The sequence below is a fragment of the Geobacillus sp. 47C-IIb genome (assembly GCF_014679705.1).
In the GTDB taxonomy this organism is placed as follows: Bacteria; Bacillota; Bacilli; order Bacillales; family Anoxybacillaceae; genus Geobacillus; species Geobacillus thermodenitrificans.
Genome location: NZ_CP061473.1, coordinates 474,717 through 490,601 on the forward strand (window position 1 = coordinate 474,717; position 15,885 = coordinate 490,601).

18 protein-coding genes are annotated in these 15,885 nt (G+C 40.5%); 7 read left to right on the forward strand and 11 right to left on the reverse strand.

What is annotated here, in order from left to right; all coding sequences use genetic code 11:
• Window positions 1-77: 77 nt before the first annotated feature.
• From IC804_RS02310 to IC804_RS02345, 8 genes are all read right to left on the reverse strand, one after another.
• A complete protein-coding gene (locus tag IC804_RS02310; RefSeq protein ID WP_081157514.1) occupies window positions 78-1,205 on the reverse strand; it encodes an MBL fold metallo-hydrolase in 1,128 nt (375 codons plus the stop codon).
• A gap of 47 nt (window positions 1,206-1,252) precedes the next feature.
• Window positions 1,253-1,498: a glutaredoxin family protein gene (locus IC804_RS02315; protein WP_081157513.1), complete on the reverse strand. Its 246-nt coding sequence runs from the start codon at window positions 1,496-1,498 to the stop codon at window positions 1,253-1,255.
• 23 nt (window positions 1,499-1,521) lie between these two features.
• Entirely contained in the window at window positions 1,522-1,911 is a 390-nt protein-coding gene (locus tag IC804_RS02320) for a DsrE/DsrF/DrsH-like family protein (RefSeq protein ID WP_081157524.1), read from the reverse strand.
• Window positions 1,912-2,335: 424 nt separating this feature from the next.
• Entirely contained in the window at window positions 2,336-2,638 is a 303-nt protein-coding gene (locus IC804_RS02325) for a YidH family protein (RefSeq protein ID WP_081157512.1), read from the reverse strand.
• 25 nt (window positions 2,639-2,663) lie between these two features.
• On the reverse strand, window positions 2,664-3,218 hold the full coding sequence (locus IC804_RS02330; RefSeq protein ID WP_081157511.1) for a TlpA disulfide reductase family protein: 555 nt from the start codon (window positions 3,216-3,218) through the stop codon (window positions 2,664-2,666).
• An 18-nt stretch (window positions 3,219-3,236) separates the two neighbouring features.
• Complete coding sequence (locus IC804_RS02335) at window positions 3,237-3,944, reverse strand: cytochrome c biogenesis CcdA family protein (RefSeq protein ID WP_081157510.1); 708 nt, start codon at window positions 3,942-3,944, stop codon at window positions 3,237-3,239.
• A gap of 343 nt (window positions 3,945-4,287) precedes the next feature.
• Window positions 4,288-5,289 carry an HNH endonuclease gene (locus IC804_RS02340; RefSeq protein ID WP_081157509.1) on the reverse strand — a complete coding sequence of 334 codons (1,002 nt, stop codon included), beginning with the start codon at window positions 5,287-5,289 and terminating at the stop codon, window positions 4,288-4,290.
• Between the two features lie 178 nt (window positions 5,290-5,467).
• Window positions 5,468-5,755, reverse strand: a complete 288-nt coding sequence (locus IC804_RS02345) for a hypothetical protein (protein WP_081157508.1) — start codon at window positions 5,753-5,755, stop codon at window positions 5,468-5,470.
• 271 nt (window positions 5,756-6,026) lie between these two features.
• On the opposite strand from IC804_RS02345, the gene dndC reads away from it, so the two are divergent.
• The 5 genes from dndC (at window position 6,027) to IC804_RS02365 (ending at window position 10,952) form a co-directional block, all read left to right on the forward strand.
• Entirely contained in the window at window positions 6,027-7,406 is a 1,380-nt protein-coding gene (dndC, locus tag IC804_RS02350) for a DNA phosphorothioation system sulfurtransferase DndC (protein ID WP_190300654.1), read from the forward strand.
• A gap of 132 nt (window positions 7,407-7,538) precedes the next feature.
• Window positions 7,539-8,882: a hypothetical protein gene (locus tag IC804_RS02355; protein ID WP_255505916.1), complete on the forward strand. Its 1,344-nt coding sequence runs from the start codon at window positions 7,539-7,541 to the stop codon at window positions 8,880-8,882.
• On the forward strand, window positions 8,830-9,417 hold the full coding sequence (locus IC804_RS18425; RefSeq protein WP_223812876.1) for a hypothetical protein: 588 nt from the start codon (window positions 8,830-8,832) through the stop codon (window positions 9,415-9,417). Before IC804_RS02355 ends, IC804_RS18425 begins: the two co-directional genes overlap by 53 nt.
• A 3-nt stretch (window positions 9,418-9,420) precedes the next feature.
• Window positions 9,421-9,807 carry a DNA sulfur modification protein DndE gene (gene dndE / locus IC804_RS02360; RefSeq protein WP_081157661.1) on the forward strand — a complete coding sequence of 129 codons (387 nt, stop codon included), beginning with the start codon at window positions 9,421-9,423 and terminating at the stop codon, window positions 9,805-9,807.
• A complete protein-coding gene (locus tag IC804_RS02365) occupies window positions 9,804-10,952 on the forward strand; it encodes a cysteine desulfurase family protein (protein WP_190300655.1) in 1,149 nt (382 codons plus the stop codon). The genes dndE and IC804_RS02365 overlap by 4 nt, the downstream gene beginning before the upstream one ends.
• A 452-nt stretch (window positions 10,953-11,404) precedes the next feature.
• On the opposite strand, the gene IC804_RS02370 is transcribed toward IC804_RS02365, so the two are convergent.
• From IC804_RS02370 to IC804_RS02380, 3 genes are read right to left on the reverse strand one after another with little or no spacing between them, the layout of a single operon-like run.
• Entirely contained in the window at window positions 11,405-11,776 is a 372-nt protein-coding gene (locus IC804_RS02370; RefSeq protein WP_223812935.1) for a DndE family protein, read from the reverse strand.
• Window positions 11,773-13,788 carry a DNA sulfur modification protein DndD gene (gene dndD, locus IC804_RS02375; protein WP_081157652.1) on the reverse strand — a complete coding sequence of 672 codons (2,016 nt, stop codon included), beginning with the start codon at window positions 13,786-13,788 and terminating at the stop codon, window positions 11,773-11,775. Before dndD ends, IC804_RS02370 begins: the two co-directional genes overlap by 4 nt.
• Before the next feature lie 17 nt (window positions 13,789-13,805).
• A complete protein-coding gene (locus IC804_RS02380) occupies window positions 13,806-13,979 on the reverse strand; it encodes a DNA modification system-associated small protein (RefSeq protein WP_190300657.1) in 174 nt (57 codons plus the stop codon).
• A 179-nt stretch (window positions 13,980-14,158) separates the two neighbouring features.
• Between IC804_RS02380 and IC804_RS02385 the strand changes: the two genes are divergently transcribed.
• A complete protein-coding gene (locus IC804_RS02385; RefSeq protein ID WP_190300658.1) occupies window positions 14,159-14,785 on the forward strand; it encodes a hypothetical protein in 627 nt (208 codons plus the stop codon).
• Window positions 14,775-15,878: a hypothetical protein gene (locus IC804_RS02390; protein WP_190300659.1), complete on the forward strand. Its 1,104-nt coding sequence runs from the start codon at window positions 14,775-14,777 to the stop codon at window positions 15,876-15,878. The genes IC804_RS02385 and IC804_RS02390 overlap by 11 nt, the downstream gene beginning before the upstream one ends.
• The last annotated feature ends 7 nt before the right edge of the window (window positions 15,879-15,885 follow it).

Here is a 15,885-nt window from a genome sequence, read left to right on the forward strand (position 1 = left end):
TTGGTTTCAAGAACCACGAAATCTCGACTTTTCAAGCCGATGAAAAAAGCCGGCATTCGAAAACGCCGGCTTCGTTTTTATCGAACGGCGCAACGGTTTGGACCGATTTCCATTTCCCGTTGTTCGTCTTCTGTCGGATGCAGTTTTCCCATATTGGTCTGACGAATTTCCTGATAAGCGTTCGGTTGCGGCGGCAAGTTTTCTGTCACGGTACGACGAAACTCTTCGTCACTAGAAATATTCAGTCCGTGATTTTTCTTATACAAAACCCCCAACCGCTCAGCGACACTGCCGTCCTCGTTCATTTCCTTCGGCCTCATATAATGGGCTGGCAACACAATTAAATCGTCCGCCAATTGTTTATAGCGACGATAAAGGGTTTCCCGCAGATCGCTCACCCAGTCTTGCGCTTTCCCTGCCAAATCTGGGCGTCCGATCGAATCAACAAACAAAATATCGCCAGTTAATAAATATTGATCATCTACAATAAACGATGTACTGCCAATCGTATGTCCCGGTGAGTATAGTGCTTCAATCACGACATGACCTACGCGAATGCGATCACCGTCTTGAATCGGCGTGTAAGCAAACGTCACTTCTTCCGCATCTTTTGGCGGCAAGTAATACGTTGCACCTAGTTGCTCCGCCAATTTGCGGCCACCGGAAATATGGTCAGCATGCAAATGGGTATCCAACACATGTTTGATCGTAATGCCTCGTTCTTCCGCAAAGCGAACATATTCATCCGTCATGCGATTGGTGTCAATCAAAGCTCCTTCACCATTGGACTCAACGAGGTACGAAAGACACCCTTTGCCAAGGCGGACGAATTGGTAAATCGCCCCTCCGCTTTTCAGGTCACCGATTTTCACCGGCTCCAAATGTTCGCTCCACGCCTTCATCCCGCCTTCGATCGAATAGGCGTTCACATAGCCTGCCGCCTCCAGCTGCTCAGCCACAAACTCCGACGAGCCGCCCTTCGCACAAACGGCATAAATCGTTTTGCTTTTCTCTTTCGGTAAACGGTCCAAATATGGTTCAATGCCATCCAACACTTCAAAATACGGAATGTTGACGACTTCGACTCCTTTTCCTTCAATACGCCAATCAGCAAAATCTTCGGGATTGCGGGCGTCGACAATGAATAGCTCCTCGCCGCCAATGATCTTATTGGCGATCTCTTTGACCGAAATCGTTTTTGCCAACCTTATCCCCTCCTACTCGCATAGTTTTCGTGAACGATACGTTATTCTCAACGATGATTCGTTTGGTTCCACAGTGCCATAATGGCATCCGGATCATACCCGAGCACCCAACGACCGCCGATTTCGATTTGTGGTACGCCCATTTGCCCAGTTGTTTCCACTAGCTTCCGCGCTGCTTCCGGATCAACTTCGACATTCACTTCCTTAAACGGAATCCCTTGAGCGCGCAAAAAATTTTTCGCCATGACACAATACGGGCATGTCGTTGTGGTATAGACAGTGACTTGTGCCATACTCTCCTTCCTCCTCTCCCTTATTAGAAGGCCAATGTAATATCGGCGTCTTTCGCAAACTGCAGGAACGTCGCCGCTCCCGCCACCTCAACGCCATCGACGAATTGGTCTTTATCAAGCCCCATGACATCCATCGTCATTTGGCAAGCGATCAGCTTGACACCCATTTCTTGCGCCATTTGAAGCAACTCGGTAATCGATGGAATGTTCGCTTTTTGAAACCCTTGTTGGAAATGCTCTTTCCCTTCAGGAATCGGCAATTGTTTGTGCGCCTCTTTATGGATAAGGTTCAACCCTTCAAACGTGAAAAACACACCGACTTCTGCGTCTGCCGCCGCAGCCGCTGTCGCAATGTTAAACACCTTGTACGCATCAAACAACCCGCTGTTCGCTGCAATAATCGCCACTTTCAACAAAAACAACCTCCTCGAATATTTTCCCGATTATGTTTGAGTACTCAACTCAGCTATATACATATACACGTATGTGTATTTCACTAACTATATTATCGAATGGTTTTTCGTTTGTCAACAAAAAAAGCAGCGTTGTTTTCGCTGCTTTTTCAGTGTTTGATCCCAAAAAAAGAAAGGGTATTTTTATATCCCTCGATCAAATGAAATGTGCAACAGTATGTTGATCAAAAGACCGGAGCGAATGACCTGTCCCTTTCGTTTCAACCTTCGCTTTTGGTGAAAAGTTGAATCATTTCACTCATGGACATTGGTACCCTAACCGCCAGCCTGCCGGAAACTTGTTGAAGTTTCCCATACCATCAAAGCAAGATAAAAAATAGTAACCGAACAATCCGGTAATCAACAACAACAAGGCCGCTAAAAATCAAATTAACGGACGTGACGGCCGGAATGTCTGCTCATTAATTTGTTTTGTTTTTATAACATAACTAGCAGTTGAAAACATAATCGTGCAGATTGAAATAACGACCGCCAACACTCCGATCCATTGGACAATCACCGTAGACAATGTGCTGCTCGTTGACTTTTCATGCAAATTGATAACCAAAAACGCGATCCCGACCACCGCGATCGACGTACGAATCCAAGCGAGAAAAGTCCGCTCGTTCGCCAAATGTTGTTGAATATATTTCGAATCCTCCGTCGTCTGTCGTTGTTCCTTTTCCATCCTCACTGTCTCCTTTGCCTTTGATTTAGTCCATTTGCTTCATCTGCTTCACCATCCAATCTTTGCTCATTGGTCCAATCATTTTATTCCGTATGATTCCCTCTGAATCAATTACATAGCTTGTCGGAATCGCCTCAGCTTGGTATCGTTTGGATACCTCTCCTTTTTCATCGAGAACCACTGTAAATGTAATACCGTACTCTTCAATGAAGCGCGCCACCTGTTCCGAATTCTTCTCCGATTTAGTCAAGTTCACCGCTACAATCTCTACTCCTTGATTTTTGTATTCTTCATAAAACGTTTGCATATCCGGCATTTCTGCACGGCACGGCGGACACCATGTTGCCCACATGTTCACAATCACTTTTTTTCCACGAAAATCGGACAGTCGCACTTCTTCTCCGTCAAGCGTTCGCAACGCAAAATCAGGCGCCCTGTTTCCCACTTGAATTCCTTCAACTGCTTGGCTGCTACTCATTCCTTCTGTTTTTTCCTCAAAGTTGTTTTTTTGTAAAAATGTATCGTAGATCGCCCATCCTGTCAAAACGAGAAGCATCAATACCACGGCTGCTTTTTTCAAATTTCTCCCTCCCCCACGCTAAAACGAAAAGATCGAGTAACTCGACAACAAGGCGCTAATTTTCGTCATCTGCCCCGTATAAAGCAAACCGCCAAGCACAACGAGCAACCAGCCGTTCACTTTCGCCAACACCGGAAGCCAGCGGTTCACATTTTTGATAATTTGCAATGATTTTGTCATGACGAGAGAAATGAACAAAAACGGGACGCCCAATCCGAGAGAATAAAGCAAGAGAAGTGCCATTCCACTATATAGCGTTTCCGTTGAACTCGCCAACAACAAAATGGATGACAGTGTCAATCCCACACAAGGGGTCCAACCCGCAGCGAACGCCATTCCGACAAATACAGAACTGAGCCACCCTTTTGTTTTATTCACGCTTGTATCCCAACGTTTTTCCTTCATCAGCAGACGAAAGGAGAGAACACCCGCCATTTGCAGCCCAAATACGATAATAAATAGACCGGCGAGTTTTTCCATCAATCCTCGATATTGAATCAACATTTGCCCGATCGCGCTTGCCGTTGCGCCCATCAGCACAAAAATGATGCTGAATCCGCCAATAAAAGCAAGAGAGCGAAGAACAATTTCCTGTTTTCGGGCTTGAATTTTATTTTCTGCCACTTTCGTCCCTGTCAAATGAGCGACATAAGCAGGAATAAGCGGGAAAATACAAGGAGAAAAGAAAGAAAGAGTTCCTGCAACAAACGCGAAAATCGCTGACATACGGATCACCCCCCTTCTTTTTGATTCCAATGGCCTCCTCCCACCGCCTACGCTCACGCTTAGAGGTGGGGGCTTTCCGGGGCATCCCCTCTCACAACGGGAAGTGGACCGAGCGATCCCGCATCCCCCACGCTTGGGCTGCCTTACAAAGACAGCAGCCAGAGACCTTTCTGCAAAAATCTGGTATTGACCAACAAACCAAAGCCACCGTCTCAACTCCTTTTCATTTTTTATAAAGTGATGTAAAAACTAAGCCAGCTGGACAAGGACATCCAACAGCCGCAGCAAGGTCGAAAAAAGTGAGAGATGGACGATTCCCAACGATGCGATGAAATTCGTCCGGCTATTCACGAAGATGGTTTTTCGGTGTCCATTGATTTTCAAAGCCATTGATTATACAGTAATCATATAGCTTTCGCAGATTCTCTGGCCGATAAACTGCAAACTCTCTTTTAATGATGCTCTCATTTAAAGAACCTAATTTCTCGTTTCGGTCAATTAAAGAAGTTAAAAAGACGCCGTCCGCTATCCGATCCCTTTTTGACAAATTGCATTCGCTGCATGCTAATACTAGATTCCAAAGGTGATCTGCCTGTACAAAACTCCAAGGAATGAAATGGTCAACATGTGCCTTTCTTCGTTCACTCAATGACTTGCCACAATAAAAACACCTTTTCTCCAAAAAAGAAGTAAGGATATGATAAAACTTATCTAATGATGAACGTTTTGATACATTCTCTACTTTCAATAGTATATGCATGGTGTCCTCAGCTTCATTATGTTTTTCTAAATATAGGGCAAGGTGATAGTTGGTTAAGTATGTAATCACCTTTTGGTATTTCAACATAAATTGATAAACAGCGCTGTTTAGTTGCATATACTCCGCTTTTATATCAAACGTATAGATTACCCCGCGGAAATCACCATACAACGCTCCAATGACATAACGCTTGGCGCTTTTTTTCACTTCTTCTATCATCGCCAACTGAAGGTCAGGCGGCAATTGGTCAAAGCGCATGTCATTTGGGATGTGTTGCTCACGCTGAAATCGAAGCAAAATCATTTCTACCGCTGATTTCTTTGTCGGATGATTGCTTTGCCTCAAACGATGATGCACAACTAGGTTCCAATAGATTTTGGTAAATGATTCAAACAAACGATAATAACTCACTTCTAAGTTTTCATTGACATTATAAAGGTTCTCAATCAACGATTTAATCAGTCCAAACTTGTAGGTAGTCGTATTCTTCGATTTGGGCGAAAAAAAGAAATTAAACATTTGCCAAAGTTGCTGCTCCGTCAAATATACTTCTCTCATTTCACCGACTTTTAAATCCCAGCTCATAAGAAAGCGACTCCTTCAACTATACATGCATCGAAACATTAACCTCGATTTCCTAATAAATTGATAGCTTATCCTATATATCGACCTATAATTAATAAGGAGAGCAGCGTAGGGAGACATACAGCTTTGTCATCCTACCTTATCTTGCCCTCCAAATGGATTCTAGGTATTCAAGAGGTCAGAACCAACTTTCACCTTCCGGCGGATCAAGCGGCTCGAGCAAATATTCCCCATCCCCCATATGCTCCGGGTCTTGGATGCAGGCGAACCACACCATTTCATCGTCAATATAAACATATAACTCACCTCCGCACTCATCGCACACCACATTTTCCCTTTTGATCCTCTCCTCATATATTGCGAGAATACATTGCTCGCACATCAGTTCGATGTGATTCTTGCGTAAATCCCCTGTTTTCAACAACTCAACATCATGACGGTTGCACTTTACACACTTTTCTACCATAGTAACCCCCTACTTTTCTCATCAGAAGATGATGCGATTTCATTATAACCTTTTGGACAGGAAAATTGTAGAAGAAATCTGTAACATCAACTTTTATTGCACGATCATTTCTTGAAGTGATATAGTTAATGTTTTAAAATATTATATTAGACTCCTTATGTATTATCGAATTGTTTACTATATGTATGTACTTACATAATATACCGAACCACTTGTTACATAAAGCTTACACAATTGATTATCTTTATATTTTTAAAAGGGGTATAAAGTAATGGGGTTGCATTATTTTTTAAAACACAAAAAAGAAGATTTATATAAAAATGTCCAAGATGTGTATAAATCAGATGACCGTCCTTGGGTTGTGGGCTTTAGCGGTGGAAAAGACTCGACCGTCGTTGTGCAGATTATTTTTTATGCACTGGCATCCATGAGTAAAAATGAGTTGATAAAGCCTGTCTACATTATCTCGTCTGATACCATGGTAGAAAACCCAAAAATACTTGAACATATTGATACACAATTATTGAAAATGAAAAAAGCTGCTAACGAACTTGAACTCCCGATTCATGTTGAAAAAGTAATACCTAATATTTCAAATACTTTCTGGGTTAACTTGATTGGCCGAGGCTACCCAGCTCCCCGACAGAAGTTCAGATGGTGTACAGACCGTCTAAAAATAGACCCAGCTAACAACTTCATCTTAGATAAGGTATCAGAATTTGGTGAAACAATTGTCGTACTAGGCGTGCGAAAGTCGGAAAGCTCCACAAGGGCGCAAGTAATGAATACACATAAAGTCGAGGGGAAAATTTTGCGCCGTCATACTAAGCTCCCAAACTCTTATGTTTATGCGCCAATTGAAGATTTTTCTCTTGACGATGTTTGGACTTATTTAATGCAAGTTCCCAACCCTTGGGGAGCCGACAACGCTGACTTGCTTGCCTTATACCAAGACAGCCAGGGTGAATGTCCTCTAGTGATTGACAACTCAACCCCTTCGTGCGGCAATAGCCGTTTTGGGTGCTGGGTATGCACAGTAGTGCAAGAGGATAAATCGTTGAAAGGATTTATTGAATCGGGAGACGAATGGCTGATGCCCCTTTTACGATTTAGAAACTGGCTTTTAGAAAACCGAGATAATGAAAAATATAGAGAAAAGAAACGGGCAAATGGCTCAGTATACTTGATCGGCGATGAAGAAAACAAACGACTAGGGCTAGGCCCTTATACGCTTGAACATCGCAAAGAAATTTTGAAAGAATTGCTGAAAACCGAAAAGCAGCTACAACATCCTAATCATCCGAAATACGAGCTCATCACGATTGAGGAATTAAAAGAAATCCGCAAAATTTGGTTTGAAAAAGGGGATTGGGAAGACTCCGTTTTATCAATTTACGAAGAAGTATACGGCCATCGTCCAAATTGGGACGTGGAGGAAAGCAAATTTCTAGAAAACGAAGACATTAAGCTTCTAAAACAGCTTTGTCATGAAGAAGAAGTAGAATTTGAGCTCGTACAAAAATTAGTCAATCTTGAATTTCGTCACTACGGCTATAAACATAGATACGGTATCCTAAAAGACATTAACCGAATCTTAAATGAAGAATGGCTACATTTTGAACATCTACAAGGTGACAGCAATGCAAATTAACAAACTCGTGATTACAAACTTTGGGATTTATTACGGACGAAATGAGTTTATTTTCGGGAACAAAAAGATCGCTCCAACATTATTTTAATTGGTGGAGAAAACGGGACAGGAAAAACTACCTTTTTATCCGCAATCAAGCTGGCGCTTTACGGCCCATTGTTTCTAGGATATAAATCAGCAAATGCAAAATATATAGATTTCGTTAAGGACAAAATCAATATCTACTCTCGAGCCGAAGGAAATAAAATGGCAGGGGTGGAAATGAATTTTACCCTGTACAATAACGGGGAGCCGGAAAACTACTATATTATTCGCCAATGGCAACTAACGGGAGAGACAATCAAGGAGCACCTACAAATTTATAAAAATGATGCTCTGCTCACCGACAACCAAATGGAAGAGTTCAATCACTTCTTGCGGCGCAACTTACCGCCGAGCCTGTTTGACTTTTTGTTTTTCGATGGCGAAAGAGTCCAACAATATGTCCTCGACTCGCAATTTGAGCAAAATATAAAAGAGGCATTTATGACGTTATTCAATCTCGACTTGTTCGATACGTTAAAAGAGGATTTGCTTAAATATTTAAAGCAGGACAACATTTTTACCAACTTAACCCAAGAGCAAAAGGAATACACACAAATTGAATATGACCTCCGCAACCAGGAAAATGTGATCCGCAGCCTTGAAAAACGAATTGCTGAACTAAAAGAGCAAATGAAAGACATACAAGTTAAGACCCGGGAGCTCGAACAGGAATTCTCCAACAAAGGAGGAATGATCGCCCGGGAGAGAGAAGCTTTAAACGAGCAAATTTTTCTTATGGAGCAGGAAAAGAAGCATATCACCGAAAAGATTAAAGAAGCAGCGGCGGAGTTGCTGCCTTTTGTCATTACACAGAAGTTACTGCAACAAACTATCACACAAATTGAGGCCGAGGAACGCGTTGAAAGGTACAACGCATTGAAAGAGGAATTAAATAATGAAACATTCCCGCTGTTATTTAAGGAGCTTTCGCTCCATTTCCACATTACTGATTCCGAAGGAAGAGAAGCAGCGGCCTCTTTCGCCAAGGCAATGAAAGAGAAACTGTTTCAATCAATAAAACCTGTTGGCATCAATTTCGGTCAGTTCCAGTTTATCCATCAAATGAACTCTGAACAAAAACAAACCATTAGAAATCTGTTTAATCACGTGCGTCGTTTCGATGGAAAACTGGTTGACGAATGGTTCGCTAGGATTCATCAATTAACTGACGAAGTCTATACGTTAAAAAAACGGATCGAACATAGTTTGACGGATGAATCGTTAAAGGATATGATCAACAAGTTAAACGAACATGCCCGCCTTCATGAACAAATCAAATACGAAATTGAAGCCAACACAGCCAAGCTGTTTGAAGCGGAGAAGTTTTATCAGGAACTGATTGCTAAAAAAGAAAAAACTGCAAAAACGGATTCGTCAGGCGAAAAAAGATGAAAACATTTTTGAGTTGTGCCAAAAGCTTAGTCGTGTTTTATCTCGCTATCAAGAAGAGCAGGTTAAAAAATACCTAGGGACGGTAGAAAGATATTTTCTACAAATGTTTAATTCCTTGATGCGTAAAGGCCAATTTTTAAACTCGTTTAAAATTGACCCGCAAACATTTGAGCTTACAATGCTTAATCACTCAAACAGGCCTATTTTTAAGCATTCCCTGTCAGCTGGGGAAACGCAGTTATTCTTTTTATCGCTGCTTTGGGCCTTATTAAAGGCGTCCAAACGGCAAATACCTTTTGTACTAGACACATTGTTCGGGCGCCTCGATCGGACGCATAAAGAAAACTTAATCCAAAAATACTTGCCTATCGCTGCCAATCAGGTCATTATCTTGTCAACGAATACAGAAGTCGACGAATACTACTATAATCAAATGAAACCGTATATCCAGCAGGAATTTTCTTTGCATTATGACCGCAGTTCAAACTGCGTCCATATCGATAACCATTATTTCTTTCAAAAAGTGGGGATTTAATCTATGCAGTTTCGCCTAAAGACATCAAAAGAGACAATGGACATTTTAAAACAGCTACAATCTAGTACCAATCTAACGCCAAACGTTCTCGCTCGACTGGCTATTGCATTGTCCCTTCTATCGAAAGAGCCAATCGAATCGTTCGATTCGGATACCAACGGCTTGGAGTTTAACCGTAATACTTTGACCGGAGAGTACGATTTTGTTTACAAGGCGCTAATCGCTCAGCAGCTTGGTCGCCCTATTACAGATCATGAATACTTTCCTACTTTGATTAAGAAACATTTAGACCGCGGAGCGAAGTGGTTGGAAAATGAATATAGGTACGCAGGGAATTACGAGAAATTAATCAAAGGGTTAGCGAACTTCGAATTGGAGATGATACAATGATTTATCTCGATAACAGCGCAACAACGCCGATCGACCCTGAGGTTAGAGAAGCGATGTGGCCATACTTGATGGAGGAGTATGGAAATCCTTCAAGTAAGTATTATACACTTGCAGAAAATGCTAAAAAAGCTGTAGAGGAAGCGCGCACTCGCGTTGCTTCCTTACTCTTTTGCGAACCGGATGAAATCATTTTCACGAGCTGTGCCACCGAAAGTAACAACTTCGTCCTAAAAGGGATTGCCCATTTCTATAAGAAGCAAGGAAAACATATCATTACTTCTAAAATCGAACATAAATCTATTTTAGAGACATGCAAATTCTTGGAAGATGAAGGGTTTGAAGTCACCTATTTAGACGTTGATTCCTATGGCCAAGTACAGCTTGAAGCGTTAAAAAACGCTCTGCGCGACGACACGATTCTCGTATCGATTATGTGGGCCAATAATGAGACTGGAACCTTGAATGACATCCCAACTTTGTCGCAGTACGTCAAATCAAATTGCCCAAATACCTTTTTCCATACGGATGCTACCCAAGTGGTAGGGAAAATCGAGGTAGATCTGTCCAAAACGCCGGTTGATTTTCTCTCATTATCTGCCCATAAACTGTACGGCCCGAAAGGGATTGGAGCGTGCTTTATTCGCAAGAGAGAACTTGGATTGCGAACAAAAATCACTCCTCTCTTGCATGGGGGCAATCAAGAAAATGGATATCGCTCTGGAACATTAAGTGTGCATAATATCGTTGGACTCGGAAAGGCTGCGGAAATAGCAAAACGGGATCACCAAGAATATCACCAAAAGTTAATAGAGTTAGAAACATACTTAATTAACAAACTACATAATTTGTTCCCTACCATCCAATTTAACGGACACCCAACCGCCAAAATCCCTGGGGTAGTGAACTTTACAATCCCCAATGTAAGCAATGAGTTGATTATCCGTGCTTTAAAGGATCAATTTGCAATCTCGACAGGTTCCGCATGCTCTATCAATGAACCGTCATATGTTTTAAAGGAAATGGGACTTAACATGCTCGCAATTCGCAGCTCATTTCGAGTGTCATTAAGCAAGTATATTAGTTTGAATGATATTGACCATTTCTGCAGTGGATTAGAAAGCGCAATAAAAAGTGTGTCCATTTAATCGGTCATCTTCCCTAAACGTTTATTTTTAGCAAATCGGAAATCAACTCCGTTAGACTGGAAGGATTACCACAAGGATTTAATAAATATACTAGATGATTTTCCAGCGAAAAAGCTAATTAACATGCCTGCAGCAGTGAAAGAACTTAACCTATCAACTCATATTTGTCCATATTACTGTCGCTAATATCACTCGGGAAAGGTGTAGCGATTATACCTTTCCCCACTTCATATGAGAGCACTCGCTCCTTTGACAGCCATAGCTAATGAATAAATGGAAAAATACCCAATCGATCTTTTTAACTTTTGTCTTTGACAAAACCGGTATATAGAAGTGTTCCAATATATTTTCACCATCATTATATCAATCCATTCACTGTCCTCTCCGCGCAAGTCAATATGTATAAAGGCTACCTAATTAAATACTTAGTTAGGTAGCCTCCTTAACATTACTCATGCGATCCCGTGCTTTTCTAACAAATAAAACAAGTAACTGTCCGCCCCAGTTAAAGAGTTTAACTCCTCATCCATGATTACTAATCCTTGCTCTATACAACTAATAATGAGCTTATCCAATGATTCATCATTAATTTGAGTTTGCATCTTATCAATGATTAAATGTTTAATCAATTTCACATCGTCACCTTTAGCAATAACAGACATGGGAATTTCAATATTGGCCAACTCCTCTTTTTCCCGTTCCCGAATTAGTTCCGATTCAGTTAAACCTTTGGCAAATGCGAGTCTTAATACGTCAGGACGTTCCATTTCAAGTTCTGCCATGACTCTTTGCAAAATCTCGAAACCTGTTTTCGATAATCTCATACCAGCCACGGATTTTTCACCTTCTCAAAGAAATATCCTTCCTCAATCTTCGTATACTGCTCTTCTTCGACAAAGTTTAAAATATACGATTTTTGAATAAAAGGAGCGAGTTCACTGTAAAAATCGCTTGTAATCTCTGTGTCCGTTGATAAAATAATGACTTGATCGCTTAATTTAGTAAAGTAATGCTGCACAAGGTTAGACCGATGAATGCTGTCTAACCGAGCAAGCGGCGTATCGATAACAAATGGAATTTCACTGCCCGACACTTTCGTCAACGCCCAAATCATAGCAAGGGCAATCAACTGCTTTTCTCCCTCTGATCTCGACATTAAGTCGACCTCTCGACCTTCTTTGTCGTAAATTGTCAAAGTAAATTTTTCCGGATGAAATTTCACCTCACCAAATTCACTTTTCCGAAACATTTGTTCCATAATCGTTTCCACTTGAAGCTTCAATTGTTTCGCTTTTAATAATGTCACCTGATCAATAAACTCCTGTGTTGCACTGCGCAACTTGTTTAATAACTGTATTTTTTGCTCAACCGGCCTCAGTTCATCCCGCAGCTTTTGCTTTTCCGTAATTTCACGCTGAAGTCTTGTATGTTCGTCACGCAATCGACGAATGGCTGAAAATACTTGTTTTTTCTTTTGCTTCAATTCACCAAGCTGTTGATGATACTCCTTAATTTTTTCATCAAGTTCAGTTGTATCCACAGCATCAGGGGCATCATCGAATTGGACTTTATACTTTGTGAGCATTTCCTCAGCTTTTTTCATTTCCTCAAGTACTGTACGGACATTTTGGACTTTTGCCTCCGGATATTGCAATAGAAAGTGATAATCTTTATTCGACAAGTCATGAATGACTTTTACATCTTCCTCAAGAAGTGTCCGTTGAATATTGTTTAATTCCGCCCAAATATCCTTCCCTTTTATTTTTAGTTGATTTTTTTGACTTTTTAAAAGCGGCGGAAAAACACCAACTTCTAGAAGTTTTTCAATAAATTGTTCGTATGGAGCAAACTTCATCTTTTCCTTATATTTTGCATCCAAATATTCGCGTTCTTTTCTTATGTTCTGTTTCAACTGGCGAATGGCCGGAAGCAGAATAAACTGGTAAAGGTCTTTTTCTTTAAATTTCTTCAACGAAGTCCGATAGTGGCTTACTTTTTCCTCATATTCGCCGATCCAGCGACTCAATTCTTGCTTTGTTGCGCTTGATTGGGCAATAAGTTGCCGCCGCTCACGCTCAAGTTGCCTTACCTCATCAGACAACACCGCTAACTGATCGTCAATCTTTGTTTCCTCATCTTGATACTTATCTAACTGATTGCTAATTTCATCAGCACGGTCAAGAACAGCCTCGATATCGCTATCCTTTACCTGCTTCTTCATATCCCTTGCCAGTTCCTTAGATATATGGTCCAAATCTTTCAATAATTGATTATAAAGCTCTAAAGAAACGACTTTTTGGATGGCTCGGATCGTCTCAGTGCTGTCCTGTTCGCCGACCAAATCGCGAATCTTTTCCGCGTCAAAGATGAAAAATTGCGAAACATCCATCGGAATGCGTTGATCAATAAACTCGTAAAACGCTTGCTCTGTCGTGGCAATTTCTCGTACCTTCCGCATTTCCTCATTTAGCTGATATATACGCCTTGTTTCCTTGAGCTCCTGATGGTTAAAAACCACCTCAATGGCGTAGCTTCCCGTATGGTCCGTGAAAGCAAGTTCAACCGAACCCTTGTTCCCCCCTTCGGCAAGGTGCTTTTTGTTCACAGCATTTCGGAGCAATTCCTCATACTCTTTGGCCTTGAATTTACGGCGACCATAAAAACAAATAAAGATCGCATTAATTAATGACGTTTTTCCATGTCCATTTAATCCACCAATCAACACAATATTTTTCCTGTATAATGAAGATACCTCATTTTCTCGATTTCGGAAATGAAGAAACTGCTCTCCGTAATAAGGGCGGTAATTTTTAAATTTTATATACTCAAAAATCATGCCTCTCTCTCCTTATTTCACTTCGTCCATTCTTCAATTTTCTTCTTGATATCCTTATAGATACCCCTTCTTGTATCCATATTCCTATCTGCATATTCCTTCTCGATAAGAAACAGCCGTTTAAGATAGGAAGGTTGGATGCCGTGTTTTTGGCATATAGTTTCCAAAAGCTTTTCATCATCTTTTTGCATCGATATTCCTCCTCTGTGACCACAATCGGTTAAAAAGACCTAAATAAGTCCTATCTACCATCTAAAAAATACAATCAATGGGATCTATATTTACCAAAATTGCTTTATAATATATGTTGATAATCTCTATTTTCATATTATACTATATGTTTTAGAAAATATATACAGGTGGGATTTAAGTGGAAATATTTTGTACTCCACATACAGATGACATAGATAAATGGCTTAAGGAAAATATAAATATTTACGGAAAGAAGAAAATACTTCATATCGTTCCAACCCTTATTTTGTATCGCCGGAGGTTGCAAAGTTATAGAAATCACTACAAGGAGTTATTCTCATATAAAGATATAGATTTTTCAGCAGTAGCGAAAAGGCTCGAAGAAGAAGGACTTTCTCTTTATGAAATGGATCGCTTTTTGTTGCAACTAATTAAAACAAGTCCGTATACAGTTTTATCCAAACGCGAATCCACAGTAATGATTGAACGGATTTTAGAAAGACATTCATTTTCCAATAATATTGCATGGAGATTCTCTTTGCAAGACATCGCTGATTGCTTTTTTACTTTGTCACAAAGCGGCTTATCTTTAGAAGAAATTCGGTCTCTTGACGAAACAAAATCATGGGAGCTCATTTGTGATTTATATGAAAGTTATTTAGCAGAACTTTCGCAGCGGAGCGTACTTGATTATGGGCAAGCTTGTGTGCGGCTCCTTCAGGAATATGACTTTGGAAACTTTGATATGCTTTTGCTCGATGGTGCTTTTTCTTCCTATGTTGCCAAAGCATCAAATGTTGATTAACCGTTTTCAACAACTGGGCAAGAGAATCATTTGCTTCGTTCCAGTTGATCTGGATTTTCCGCAAAACCCAGCATTCGAAGCAATCAAAACAACTTATACAAACTTTGTTCCTATAGCGAATTGGAAATCACTAAAGTCTGGACACATTGCCCATAGCACTGTTCATCAACTGGCACAGTCTATTTTTCATTCAAAAGTTAATGACGTTAGTGACCGTTCCTTAACGATATTGCGTTTCATTTCTGAAGAGGAAGAGCTCGACTACATTGTTGAACGTGCAGGCAAACTTATCGAACAAGGTGCTGCGAAACCTTATCAAATTGCGTTAATTACACCTAATCCGATGCAGCTGCGCCCAACTGTGCGGGAGCTTGCCGAGATATACGGAATCGAAATGGAAGTTCCTGAACGTTCATTAATTCATCTTCCTCATGGAAGAGCTATTTTTAATTTACTTAAAATTCATACCGATGATCGTGTTGAAGTAATGGAACTTCCTCATTTTATAGATACAAACATGTTGCTCGAACTGATCGAAAGTGGTTTAATATACATCCCTAATGAAGAAGAGGTTCTTCAATGCGTCGTTGATTTGCAGGCGTTCTTTGAAGACTGCAAAACATTTTCTGATTGGTTCAACAAGCTTGACGAATTAATCGAGGCGAAAGACCAAATTAGTGATGATTATACATCTCACCCGCTATATTACATCAATAAAGAAACGCTGTTTCATGTGAAAAATACGCTTAAAACCATTGAAACTATTAGTTTTGATTTAATGTCTTCACCTGATATGACATTCAATGAACATCTTGACCATATCATTCGTTACTTTGAAGAGTCACCTTATGCAAATGAAATCGATTTGGAAATGAAAGAAAGGCTTTCGGAAATTACCGAGGAGTTATCTATCCATAACCATCTTGCAATCACTCGTTTCGAATTTGCCAAACGCATTTATGCAATTCTAAACGATAAGCAGTATGAAAAGGAAGCCGAAAAAAGAAAAAATACGAACAAGCAAAGTTCTAGTTACTGGACCAAACAACGTAGAATATCAAAAATACGAGTATGTTTTTGTTACTCGCTTTAACCAACAT